Annotated in this window: 9 protein-coding genes; all 9 read right to left on the bottom strand. The window is 66.6% G+C overall.

What is annotated here, in order from left to right; translation table 11 throughout:
* Positions 1-69: 69 nt before the first annotated feature.
* Positions 70-1,224 carry an ABC transporter ATP-binding protein gene (locus tag J4030_RS04035; protein WP_208047928.1) on the bottom strand — a complete coding sequence of 385 codons (1,155 nt, stop codon included), beginning with the start codon at positions 1,222-1,224 and terminating at the stop codon, positions 70-72.
* Positions 1,221-2,339: an ABC transporter ATP-binding protein gene (locus tag J4030_RS04030; RefSeq protein ID WP_208047927.1), complete on the bottom strand. Its 1,119-nt coding sequence runs from the start codon at positions 2,337-2,339 to the stop codon at positions 1,221-1,223. Before J4030_RS04030 ends, J4030_RS04035 begins: the two co-directional genes overlap by 4 nt.
* Before the next feature lie 13 nt (positions 2,340-2,352).
* Positions 2,353-3,366, bottom strand: a complete 1,014-nt coding sequence (locus J4030_RS04025) for an ABC transporter permease (protein WP_208047926.1) — start codon at positions 3,364-3,366, stop codon at positions 2,353-2,355.
* 121 nt (positions 3,367-3,487) lie between these two features.
* Positions 3,488-5,212 (bottom strand): ABC transporter substrate-binding protein, encoded by a 1,725-nt coding sequence (locus J4030_RS04020; protein ID WP_208047925.1) that lies wholly within the window; start codon positions 5,210-5,212, stop codon positions 3,488-3,490.
* 94 nt (positions 5,213-5,306) lie between these two features.
* Positions 5,307-6,299: an ABC transporter permease gene (locus J4030_RS17825; RefSeq protein WP_208047924.1), complete on the bottom strand. Its 993-nt coding sequence runs from the start codon at positions 6,297-6,299 to the stop codon at positions 5,307-5,309.
* 251 nt (positions 6,300-6,550) lie between these two features.
* Positions 6,551-8,269, bottom strand: coding sequence for an ABC transporter family substrate-binding protein (locus tag J4030_RS04010; protein WP_208047923.1), 1,719 nt, complete (start codon positions 8,267-8,269; stop codon positions 6,551-6,553).
* Positions 8,266-10,374 (bottom strand): ABC transporter ATP-binding protein, encoded by a 2,109-nt coding sequence (locus J4030_RS04005; RefSeq protein WP_208048103.1) that lies wholly within the window; start codon positions 10,372-10,374, stop codon positions 8,266-8,268. The genes J4030_RS04010 and J4030_RS04005 overlap by 4 nt, the downstream gene beginning before the upstream one ends.
* Positions 10,367-11,302, bottom strand: a complete 936-nt coding sequence (locus tag J4030_RS04000; RefSeq protein WP_208047922.1) for an ABC transporter permease — start codon at positions 11,300-11,302, stop codon at positions 10,367-10,369. The genes J4030_RS04005 and J4030_RS04000 overlap by 8 nt, the downstream gene beginning before the upstream one ends.
* On the bottom strand, positions 11,302-12,282 hold the full coding sequence (locus tag J4030_RS03995; protein ID WP_208047921.1) for an ABC transporter permease: 981 nt from the start codon (positions 12,280-12,282) through the stop codon (positions 11,302-11,304). Before J4030_RS03995 ends, J4030_RS04000 begins: the two co-directional genes overlap by 1 nt.
* Positions 12,283-12,326 lie beyond the last annotated feature (44 nt).

Below are 12,326 nucleotides of genomic sequence, written 5' to 3'. Positions count from 1 at the left end.
GCCCGACCCTACAACCGCGATCGCCACCTGCCTGCACGGGTTTCGTGCGGGCAGGTGGCGATCAGTGGGTCAGACGCGGGTCGCTCCGTCGGAACCGGTGTCGCCGCCGGTGCCGGTCGCGCTGTTCTTACCGCCGCGCTCACGCCGGCCCATCGAGGGTGCCGTGCTGTCGGTGGGTCGGTCGGTGGTGATGGAGGGGAAGAAGCACGCCAGCTGGTGGTCGCGTCCGTCGTCGGCCTGCTCCAGCACCGGGTCCTCGGTGGCGCAGACGTCCTGCGCCTTCCAGCACCGGGTGCGGAACACGCAGCCCGACGGCGGGTGCTGCGGGCTGGGCAGGTCACCGGTGAGCAGGATCCGCTCGCGGTCGCGGGACTGCGACGGGTCCGGCACGGGCACCGCGGACAGCAGCGCCTGTGTGTACGGGTGCTGCGGCGCCTCGTAGAGCGTGTCGCGGTCGGCGACCTCCATGACCTTGCCCAGGTACATCACGACGACCCGGTCGGAGATGTGCCGCACCACCGACAGGTCGTGCGCGACGAAGATGTAGGACAGCTGCAGCTCGTCCTGGATCTCCTCCAGCAGGTTGACCACCTGCGCCTGGATCGACACGTCCAGCGCCGACACGGGCTCGTCACACACGATCAGCTGCGGACGCAGCGCGATCGCCCGGGCGACGCCGATGCGCTGCCGCTGACCACCGGAGAACTCGTGCGGGTAGCGGTTGTAGTGCTCTGGGTTGAGGCCCACCCGGGCCATCAGCTCCTGCACCGCCTTCTTGACACCGCCGTCGGGTTTGACCGACTGGATCTCGAACGGCGCCGCGATGATGCTGCCGATCGTGTGCCGCGGGTTGAGCGAACCGTAGGGATCCTGGAAGACCATCTGCATCTCGCGGCGCAGCTTGCGCAACCGCGTGCCCTTGGCGTCGGTGATGTCCTCACCGGCGAAGCTGATGCTGCCGCCGGTCGGCTGCAACAGCTTCAGCATCGTGCGGCCGGCGGTGGACTTGCCACAGCCCGACTCCCCCACGAGTCCCACGGTCTCGCCACGCCGAACGGTGATGTCGATACCGTCGACCGCCCTGACCGGAGCGTCCGGACGGTGGATGAGCCCGGCCTTCGTCTGCGGGAAGTACTTCTGCAGGCCCTTCACGACCAGCAGGTCCTCGCGGTCGTCGACAGCCGTGCCACCGGCCTGATGCGCGCTCTGCGGCTGCTCGCTCATGCACTCTCCTGCGATCGGTCGTGGGCGTCGGCGCTCACGTCGTGGGCATCGGGGCTCACGTCGTGGGCGGCCGCGATCTCGGTGCGGTCCTGGTCGGTCAGGAAGCAGCGCGCCTGCTGGGTGCCGATCTGGAACAGCTCGGGCTCCACCGTGCGGCACTTGTCGCCGGGCACTCGGTCCCGGTGCGCACACCGGGGGTTGAAGGCGCATCCGGTGGGCAGATTGATCAGGGACGGCGGGTTGCCCGGAATCGGGTCCAGCTTGTCCGTGCGCTCCTGGTCCAGCCTCGGCATGGACGCCAACAGCCCCCAGGTGTACGGGTGCTTCGGCCGCGCGAAGGTGTCCATCACGGTACCCTTCTCAACCGGCCGACCGGCGTACATCACCAGGATGTCGTCGGCGACGTCGGCGACGACTCCGAGGTCGTGGGTGATGATGATGATCGCGGACCGGAACTCGTCCTGCAGGCTCACCATCAGGTCGAGGATCTGCGCCTGGACCGTCACGTCGAGCGCCGTCGTCGGCTCGTCCGCGATCAGCAGCTTGGGGTCGTTGATCAACGCCATCGCGACCATCGCACGCTGCCGCATACCGCCGGAGAACTCGTGCGGGTACTGGTCGATCCGTCGTGCAGGGTTGGGGATCCCGACCTTGCCGAGCATCTCCAGTGTCCGGTTGCGGGCGTCCTTCTTGCTCGCGTCCGGGTGGTGGACCCGGTAGCCCTCGGCGATCTGGGCGCCGACCGTGTAGTACGGGTGCAGGGCCGACAGCGGATCCTGGAAGATCATCGCGATGTCCTGGCCGCGCAACTCGCGGTACTCCTCGTCGCTGACCTCCATCAGCTCGCGGCCGTCGAAGAGGATGGATCCGGAGACCCGGGCCGACGTCCCGCGCTGCAGCCCCATGATGGCGCTGCTGCTGACCGACTTGCCGGACCCGGACTCGCCGACGATCCCGAGCGTCTGCCCCTTCTCGAGCGTGAAGGACACACCGTCGACCGACTTCACCACCCCGTCGTCGGTCGGGAAGTGCACCTTCAGGTCGTCCACCTGCAGCAGGGGACCGGACTGCGCGTCGGCAGGTCGTCCCTGTTCCTTGGTCAATGGGGTACTCATATGTCCGCCTTCCTCACGCCAGTTTCACACGCGGGTCGATCAAGCCGTACAGGACGTCGACCACCAGGTTGGCGATGATGATGAAGGTGGCGACGACGAGCACGATGCCGATCGTGGTCGGCAGGTCGTACTGGTTCGCCGACGAGACCGCCAGGGCGCCCAGGCCGGGATAGGAGAAGATCTGCTCGGTGATGATCGCGCCACCCAGCAGCGCGCCGAGGTCCAGCCCCGCCTGGGTCACGATCGGGGTGAGCGCGGCGCGCAGCGTGTGCCGGAACAGCACCCGTACCCGCGGCACGCCCTTGGCCTTGGCAGTGCGCAGGTAGTCCTCACCGAGGGTCTCCAGGATGAAGGCACGGGTCAGTCGCACGTAGCCGGCGGCGTAGTACAACGCCAGAGTCAAAGCGGGCAGGAAGAGTCCTTGGAGCCATTGCACCGGACTCTGCGAGAACGGCACGTACTGCGGCGCCGGCACCAGTTGCCACTTGATGGCGACGAACTGGTAGAGCAGCAGGCCGGTGACGACGGTGGGCATCGCGTAGAAGATCAGCGAGACGCCGACCAGGGCCTTGTCGATCACGCTCCCTCGAAGGAGCGCGGCGATGATGCCGGCACCGACGCCGATGATCATCCACATGATGAACGCGGCGATGGCCAGGGACACCGACACCGGTATTCGAGGCTGCAGCTCCGTGGTGACGTTCTGCGAGGTCTGTGGGGAGTACCCGAGGCACGGCGCGGAGCAGTGAGCGATGGTCTCGGGGGCGGTCTTCTTCAGAGCCGGGTCGTCGGGGAAGTCGCGTCCCTTGACGATCCCGACCACGTAGGTCCCCCACTGCTCCAGGACGGGCTTGTCGTATCCCAGAGCCTTGGTGTTCTGCTCGATCAGCGCGGGCGTGCACTGCTTGCCGCAGGTGAACTTGGCCGGGTTGATCGGCCCCGCGAAGAAGAGGACGAACGTCACCAGGCTGACTAAGAGGAGCAGGAACACTCCACCGATCAATCGACGAACGACGTAGGCGAACAAGCTGACTCCGCTCCCGGGGCGCGCGTGACCGGGAAGCGGTCTCGCGAATGGGTAGGACGTGGATCATGGCTGCGGTGGCCGGGCCCTCCAGAGGAGGGCCCGGCCACCACAGATGTGACGGTTACTTGCTGACGCCGACCGAACCGAGGTCCGGGTACATGCTCACGGCGGGGTTGTTGATGTAGTTCGTGACCTTCGAGCCACGCAGGAAGACGAACTTCTCGACGATGAGCGGGAAGTACGCGTAGTCCTTGCCGAGCTGCGCATCGGCCTCGTTGTAGACCGACGCGGCCGCCTCGACGCTGGTCTGCATCGACGCCTTGTCGAACAGCGCGTTGGTGGTCTTGCTCGTGTAGTTGCCGTAGTCCGACGTCTTCGTCGACGAGGTGAGGTTCACCCGCGAGTCGAACAGCGGGGGAAGCACGGTCGACTGTGCCGACCAGTCAGCACCCCAGCCCGCCCAGTACAGGTCGGAGTTGTCCGACGGCGTCTGGATGGTCGGGTAGTACTTGTTGGTGATCGGGTTCAGGGTCACCTTGAAGCCGGCCTGGTTCCAGGTGGCGGCCAGTGCCTCCGCACCCGCCAACCGGGCCGGGTTGTTGCGGAAGGTGAACTTGATCGGATACGGCATCGGAACGCCGGCGCCCTGCAGCAGCTTCTTCGCCGCAGAGACGTCACCCTGACCGAGCGCGCCGGTGGTCGGGTTCGGCTTGTAGCCGAGCAGCGCGGGGCTGACCAGCGACTTGGCGGCGGACGCGGTCTGCGAGCCACCGTAACCCTTGATGTACGCGGCCTGGTTGAGGCTGGTCGCGAGGGCCTGACGGACCTTGGGGTTCGTCAGACGCTTCATGTTCGGGAGGATGTAGTCCACGAACGGGGACTGCGGGTTCTCCACGCGGCTCTTGACGTTGCCGGCCACCAGCTGGGACAGGTTCGACGGCGGGATGTTCATCATCTCGACCGCGGACTGGTCCGCACCGTTGTTCGCGATGAGTCGCGACGCCGCGGTGTCGGGCTGGATGTTCTCCTTGAACGTGATCGTCGCGGGAAGCGCCTTGCGGTTGCCGTCCGTCTTCGGGTCGTAGTTCGGGTTGCGCACGAACGTGCCGCCACTGCCGGTCTGCCAGTTGCCCTGGATCATGTACGGACCGTCGGAGAAGATCGTCAGGTTGTTCTTGACGCCCTGGTCCTTGTCCTTGCGGTACGGGTCGAACTCACGCAGCGAAGCCAGCGCCAGGGGGAAGTCCGGGAACGGCTTGTTGAAGTGGTAGGTGATCGTGTTGCCGGAGCACACGACCGCCTTGTCGAAGGCCGCCTGGTTCTTGGTGTCGGCGGGGCCCTTGTACGACGGGAGGCCGTCCGAGCCGTGGGGGATGTTGAGGTAGCCCCAGGCGTACGTCGGGCCGCCGGTGAGGTTCGGGTTGAAGTTGCGCTCGAGGCCGTACTTGACGTCGGCGCAGCTGATGGCCTTGCCGTCCTGCCACTTCACACCGCTCTTGAGGGTGTAGGACCACGTCTTCGCACCGTCGGACTTGGTGCCCGTGTTGGTGGCGAGGTCGGGGATCGGCGTCGCGGCGGTCTTCGCGTCGGTGGTGACGGGCAGCTGCACCAGGCTGCGCGAGAAGAGCCGGCTCTCGTTGCTGAGGTCGACACCGACGTAGGACCGCTGCGGGTCCCAGCTGGTGACCGTGTCCTCGTACAGGTAGGTGAGATTCCCACCCTTGTACGTGCTGTTGGAGCTCGCGGGGGTTGTGCCACCGCCGCCGCCTCCACACGCCGACAACGCCGTCCCGGCGGTGATCGCGGTGGCGACGACCGCCACGATGGGCTTCTTCCTCAATGCCATTTGTTTCTCCTTGGACGTACGCGCGGTGTGTGCGCGAGAGGCGCCGACGAATGCCGACGGGATCAGGGGTGGAGCGCTTACGCTCCGGGGGTGCTCAACGCCTTCCGGCCTTCGGGTCGAAGGCGTCACGCAGGCCGTCGCCCAGCAGGTTGAACGCCAGGACCAGGATGACGATCACCAGGGCGGGTTCGAAGAAGAACGTCGAGTCGGTCTGGATGTAGCTGACCGAGTCGTTGAGGATGTTGCCGAGCGTCGGCGTCGGCGGCTGGATGCCGACGTTCAGGAACGCCAGCGCTGCCTCCGCCGAGATGTACTGCGGCATGTAGAGCGAGGTGTAGACCAGGAACGGCGCCCACAGGTTGGGCAGCAGTTCGCGAATGTAGATGCGCATGGTGGACGATCCGAGGCTGTTGGCCGCCTCGACGAACTCCCGGTTGCGCAACGTCAGCACCTGGCCGCGGATCACACGGGCGAAGTTGGGCCAGCCGAACAGTCCCAGTACCAGCATGGCGTAGAGGCCGTTGGCCGTCGCGCCCGTCGGCACGTGGAAGGTCGAGGTGAGGACCTCCACCAGCGTCGCGGACAGCGCGAGCAGCATCAGGGTCTGCGGGAAGCACAGGGTGAGGTCGATGATGCGGCCGAAGACGAAGTCGACCTTGCCGCCGACGAAGCCGCTGACCATCCCGATGATCGCGCCCAGGATGAGCGTGATCGCAGTCGCGCCGAGCGCGATCGCGAGGGAGTACGTCGTCCCCAGCATCAGACGGCCCAGCATCGGGTATCCGTTGGCGGGACTCACGCCGAGCAGCTGACTGCCGGACGCGCCGGTGAAGGCACCGATCGGCATACCGGCTGAGGAGAGCAGGTTCTGGTGGTTGTCCGTCGGGCCGATGACCCCGAGCTTGCTGAGGATGGGCGCCGCGATGCCGATGAGGATCCCGAGGATGGCGATGACCCCGGCGATCAGGGTGACCCGGTCGCGCTTCAGGTGCATCCACGCGAGCTGTCGGGGCGACCTGCCCTGGATCTCCTTCGGACTGTCGCCCTGACCCGGTGCCGATGCTGCGTCGGGACTTTCGATGATCACCGACAACGCAATCTGCCTCCAGACGAGAGATTTTACGGTTTCGCGACCCCGGGACGTGCGAAATCACTGTGCTGTCCCAGGGGGTGCAGGGAAAGGCTGCCACGGGAAGGGTGCCGGATCGAGGACCCGGCGCGACGTGCAACCAAATCGTGACCTGGGTGGTGCCGTGCCGACCGCCACCGACGGCGACGAGGCCGGGATCCGCGTACCGGATCCCGACCCCGTCGTTGCGTCGAAGCGACGTCAGTGCATCAGCTGGTGTAGCCGACCTGCGTCCAGTCGATCGTCTCGAACTGGGTGGGCCCGTAGTTCACGATGCCCTTCTTGACGCCCCAGATGAGCGGGCTCGTCGCGAGCGGGATGATCGCGACGTACGACGTCAGGTCCTTGTCGATGGCGTCGATGTCCTTCAACCGCGAGGTGGGGTCGAGGTTGCTCAGCGCCTTGGCCCACAGCTTGCCCTGGTTGGGTCCGGTGATCTTGGAGTAGTTCGATCCACCGTTGGCCGGGTAGTAGATCGGCTCGCTGGAGGACACCGGCAGCAGGCCGCCCTGCCAGGTGAAGCTGCTCGCCTGGTAGTTGCCGGTCTGGATGTAGTCGCTGAAGTACTTCGCCGTCGGGACGGTGTTCAGCGTGACCTTGATGCCGACCTTCTTGAGGAAGGCCTGGATCAGCTGAGCGCGCTGGGCGTTGGTCGGCGTACCGGACGGCACCAGGATCGCGAACGAGAGCGTCTGGCCACCCTTGGCGTAGTAGCCGTCGCTGCCCTTGGTGTAGCCCGACTGCTTCAGCAGCGCGTCCGACTTGGAGGTCGAGTACGGGTAGGCGTTGCCGAAGTTGTCCTCGTACCCCTTCTGCCCGGGCATCAGGATGCCGTTGCCCTGGGTCTGCGGCGGGACCGTGAGGCCCTTCTGCACGACCTTGGCGAACGTCGTCCGGTCGATGCCGTACGCGACGGCCTTGCGGACGTTGACGTCGTTGAACGGCGCCTTGCTGTCGTTCATCGTCAGCTGGGTCCAGTTGAGGCCACCGGACTTCATCAGCGTGGCGTCGGTGCGACCGGACGCCTGCTTGATGACGTCGGCGTTCGCCTGGGTGTCGACGACGTCCAGTTCCTTGTTGACGAACGACTGACCGATCGAGCTCTGGTCGATGACGCGCCAGACGATCTTGGCCAGCTTGGGCTTACGACCCCACCACTTCGGGTTCGGGGTCTCGGTGATGACCTGGGCGCTGGCGTCGATCTTGCTGATGACGAACGGGCCGTTGGTCGGGTACTGCTTGGAGGCCCACGTGGTGTTGAAGTGCGTGGGGGTGTCCGTCACGGTCGAGGGCAGCACCGGGTAGACGTAGCCGACCCAGTCCGAGTACGCGGTCTTGAAGGTGACCGTGTAGTCGTAGTTGCTGGACCCCTTGGTGACAGCGGTGATCTGGTCCCACCCGGAGGTCGTGGCGGCCTCGAACTTCGGGTTGGTGTTGTTCAGGGCCTTCCAGTTGTTGACCTCGTCCAGGTAGGTGATCGGCTTGCCGTCGGACCACACGCCCTTGGGGTTCAGCTTCACCTCGATCTTGGTCGGGCTGTTCGCCACGATCTTCGCCGACGTCACGTAGTCGGGGTCGATCTTGTAGGAACCGTCGGGGTTGAACGTGAAGCCGCCGCCGGCCGGGGTCAGCGGGTTCTGGATCGTCTGGGTGTCGCCCAGCAGACCGTTCGCCTGGTAGTTGTTGTAGTTGGCGGGAAGCTGGGCGATCTCGCCGGTCAGCGTGCCGCCCTGCTTGACCGAGGCGTACGCGGCCTTGGTGTACGCCGAGGGCGGAAGACTCGAGGTCGCTCCGTTCGAGGCGCTGCTGCTCTTGCCCCCCGACGTCGCCGACGACGACTTGCCGCCACCGCTACTGCCACCACACGCCGACAGGGAGAGGGCGAGCCCCACCCCCATCGCCGTCGCTACCGTCAACTTCGCCCTCATGATTTCTCCTTCTCGGTGATATCGACCCCGGTGACCCGCAGCGGATTCTCTTCCGCGAAGTGGCAGGCAACCGAAGAGTTGTGGACCGAGCGCAGGCTCGGGTCCGTCTGGATGCAGCGCTCCTGATGGGCGGCATCCAAAATCTTGAACAGCGGGCAGCGCCCGTGGAAGTTGCAGCCCGGGATCTCCTGCGTCGGGCTGGGCAGGTCGCCGTCCAGCAGCACCCGCTGGCGGGTGCGCTCCACCCGCGGGTCGGGGATCGGCACGGCCGACAGCAGGGCCTGGGTGTACGGGTGCTGCGGGTGGCTGAACACGTTGTCCGCCTCCCCCAGCTCGACGATCCGACCCAGGTACATGACGGCGACGACGTCGGCGATCTGACGCACCACGGCCAGATCGTGTGCCACGAAGAGGTAGGAGAGTCCCCGGCTGTCCTTCAGGTCCTGCAGCAGGTTGATGACACCGGCCTGGATCGACACGTCCAGGGCGGACACCGGCTCGTCGAGGATGAGCAGCTTCGGGTCCGTCGCGAGGGCCCGGGCGATGCCGATGCGCTGGCGCTGACCACCGGAGAACTGGTGGGGGTACCGGCCCGACATCGCAGGATCCAGGCCCACCGTCTCGAGCAGCTCCCGGACCTTGGCCGACCGTTCCGAACGCGATGCACCGCGCACGGTGAGCGGCTCGGAGACGATGTCCTCGATGCTGAGCCGCGGGTCGATGGCCGCCATCGGGTCCTGGAAGACCACCTGCACGTCGCCGCGCAGCTTCAGTCGAGCCGAGGAGTTCAGGCTCGCGACGTCGACGCCGTTGAGCTCGATGGAGCCGCTCTGCGGTCGGGCCAGCTCGAGGATCTCCAGGATGGTGGTGGACTTCCCGCACCCGGACTCACCGACGAGCCCAAGTACCTGCTTCTCCTCGATGTCGAAGGTGATCCCGTCGACGGCCTTCACCGAGCCGATGGTCTTGCGGAACACCACGCCCTTGGTCAGCGGGAAGTGCCGCTTCAGGTCGGTGACTTGGAGCACCGTGGCGCCCTTGACCTGCGCCTGCTCCTCCGGCGGAACGGGCTCCGGGTGAGGGAACACGTCGGCGATGCCCAGCGTCCCCCGCTCGAACTCATCGGCCCGGATGCACGCGACCTCGCGGCTGCCGGGGCCGGTGCCGCCGATCTGCACGAGCGGCGGCTCGGCCGTGCTGCAGGCGTCGATCGAGGCCGGGCAGCGGGGCTCGAACGGGCACCCCGGCGGCAGCGCGGCGAGCGACGGCGGACGTCCCTCCATCGGCACGAGCCGGGACCGGCCGGCGGTCTGCATGTTCGGCACCGAGCGCAGCAGTCCCATCGTGTACGGCATCCGGGGCGCGGTCAGCACCTGCTCCACGGTGCCGGTCTCGACCAGCCGCCCGGCGTACATCACGGCCACCCGGTCGACGTTGCCGGCAACCACACCCAGGTCGTGGGTGATGAGCACGACGGCGGCGCCGGTGACCTCCTTGGCCTTCTGCAACACCTCGAGGATCTGCGCCTGGATCGTGACGTCCAGGGCCGTGGTCGGCTCGTCGGCGATGATCAGGTCGGGGTCGTTCGCGATGGCCATCGCGATCATCACCCGCTGGCGCATACCGCCGGAGAACTCGTGCGGGAACGCCTTGGCCCGTCGTTCGGGCGCCGGGATGCCGACCGTGGTGAGCAGCTCGATGACCCGCGCGTCGGCCGCCTTGTCGGACAGGCCGGAATCGTGCAGCTTCAGCGCCTCGGTGATCTGATTGCCCACCGTGTAGACGGGAGTCAGCGCCGACAGCGGGTCCTGGAAGACCATCGAGATCTCTTTGCCGCGCAGCTTCGACAGTGTCTTGTCGTCGCGCTCCAGCAACGACTCCCCGCGGTAGCGGATGTCGCCGGTGACCCGGGCGGTGCTGGGCAGCAGGCCCATGACCGCCATCGAGGACACGGACTTGCCCGAGCCGGACTCCCCCACGATGCCGAGGAACTCGCCGCGGTTGACGTGGTAGGAGATGCCGCGGACCGCGTTGACGGTGGCTGCTCCGCGTTGCAGGAACTCGACCGACAGGTTGTCGACCTCGAGCAGGGGCGATTCAGTCACGGGTGACTCCGGAGGTCGGGTCGACGGCGTCCCGCAGCGCGTCGCCGACGAGACCGACGGCGAAGAGGAGCAGGACCAGGGCGATGGTGGGGAAGAGGAAGAGCCAGGCCTGCGTGGTCGCGCCGGGCGTCCCATCGGCGATGAGCGTGCCCAACGAGATCTGCGGCGCCTGGATGCCGTAGCCGAAGTAGGACAGGGCCGTCTCGGAACTGATCGCGTAGACCACACCGAGGGTGGCGTCGATGATCAGCAGCGACGCGACGTTCGGGATGATGTGCCGGAAGATGATGGTGCCGGTCTTCACTCCCATGAACCGCGCGGCCTTCACGAAGTCGCGGTCGGTGAGCGAGCGGGTCGAGGACCGCACCACCTGGGCCATGATCATCCAACCGAACGCGGGGATGAAGAAGACCAGCGCGACCCAGGACAGCTTCTTCAGCGCCGGGCTGATCAGCAGCAGGATGAAGAACGACGGGAGCACGAGCATCAGGTCGATGAACCAGGACACGACCTTGTCGAAGACCCCGCCGATGTAGCCGGCGAAGGCCCCCACGATCGCGGCGATGACCGTGCCGAGCGGTCCGCCGACCAGACCGATGACCAGCGAGATGCGCAACCCGAGGGCGGTCTCGACGTAGAGGTCGTGACCGATGCCGTCGGTGCCGAACCAGTGCGCCCCGCTCGGCCCGACCCCGGTGTTGAGCAGGTCGGTGTCGCCGGCCCCGAAGTTGCTGAACGCCGGACCGAAGATGGCCCACAGGATGAGCAGCAGCACGATGATGCTGCCGATCCAGAAACGAGCCGTCGAACGCAACCGCAGCCAGATGAGCTTCCCGCGGCTGGCGCTGCCGGCGTTCTTGGCCGAGCTGCTGAGGGGCGCGGCCGAGGGCTCCGGCTCTTCCAGGATCTCCAGATTGGTGAGGGCCATCAGATTCTCACTCTCGGGTCGAGCGCGGCGTACAGGATCTGCGACAGCGTCGAGCTGATCAGGATCAGGATCGCCACGTAGAGGATCGAGCCGGTCGTGGCGTTGATGTCGTTCTGGTTGACCGAGTTCAGCGCCAACTCACCCATCCCGTGCCAGGTGAAGATCTTCTCCAGGAAGATCGATCCCGCGACCAGCAGCCCGAAGCTGTACGCGAAGAACGTCGACATCGGGATCAGCGCGACCCGCACCCCGTGCCGGATCATCGCGGCGTTCCGGGGACGTCCCTTGGAGCGCGCCGTGCGGATGTAGTCGGCGCTCAGCACGTCGAGCATCGCGTTGCGCTGGTACCGCGAGTACGACGCGGCGCTGGTCAGCATGAGCGCGATCGTCGGCAGCAGCAGGTGACTGAGCCGGTCCAACAGGATCGACCAGAAGCCCGACGTCCCGGGGGTGTACTGGCCCGTGAAGACGATCGCGTTGGTGCCGATCACGTCGTTGAACTTCGTCGCGACGATCATGAGCAGGACACCGAGCACGTACACCGGGATCGAGAGGATCAGGTACGACAGGTAGGTCACCGTCTGGTCGCTGGCCTTGTACTGGCGGACCGCGCCCCACACGCCGAGCGCCACTCCGAGCAGGGCTCCGAGGATGGACCCGATCAACAGCAGCTGCAGGCTCACGCCGGAGCGCACGATCATGTCGTGCACGACGCTCGTGCCGTCGTACTCCTGGCCCAGGTTGCCGTGGAAGACCAACTGGGTGAACCAGTGCCAGGTGCGTTCGAGCACCGGCGTGTTCGGGTTGGTGCCGTACCGGTCCAGGGTGCGGGCGATCGTCTCGTTGCTGGGGCGTGGGTTCTTGCCCAGGTAGCGGGCCGCGGGGTTCTCGAAGATGCTCGCGAGGATGTAGCTGAACGTGGTCGCGACCAGCGTCAGGATCACGTAGTTGACGAACCGCCGCAGCAGGAAGAGGCTCACGGCCGGCCCCCCGAGTGGTCACCGACGGGGCGGAACGGAGGAAC

Source organism: Allobranchiibius sp. CTAmp26 (assembly GCF_017565405.1).
Lineage (GTDB): Bacteria > Actinomycetota > Actinomycetes > Actinomycetales > Dermatophilaceae > Allobranchiibius.
The sequence above is the reverse complement of the archived record's forward strand: the minus strand, read 5'-3'. Positions and strand labels throughout refer to the sequence as shown.

Coding starts and splice junctions, on each gene's coding strand:
- J4030_RS04035 (WP_208047928.1), bottom strand. CDS start 1,224: ATGAGCGAGCAGCCGCAGAGCGCGCATCAGGCCGGTGGCACGGCTGTC.
- J4030_RS04020 (WP_208047925.1), bottom strand. CDS start 5,212: ATGGCATTGAGGAAGAAGCCCATCGTGGCGGTCGTCGCCACCGCGATC.
- J4030_RS04010 (WP_208047923.1), bottom strand. CDS start 8,269: ATGAGGGCGAAGTTGACGGTAGCGACGGCGATGGGGGTGGGGCTCGCC.
- J4030_RS04000 (WP_208047922.1), bottom strand. CDS start 11,302: ATGGCCCTCACCAATCTGGAGATCCTGGAAGAGCCGGAGCCCTCGGCC.
- J4030_RS04030 (WP_208047927.1), bottom strand. CDS start 2,339: ATGAGTACCCCATTGACCAAGGAACAGGGACGACCTGCCGACGCGCAG.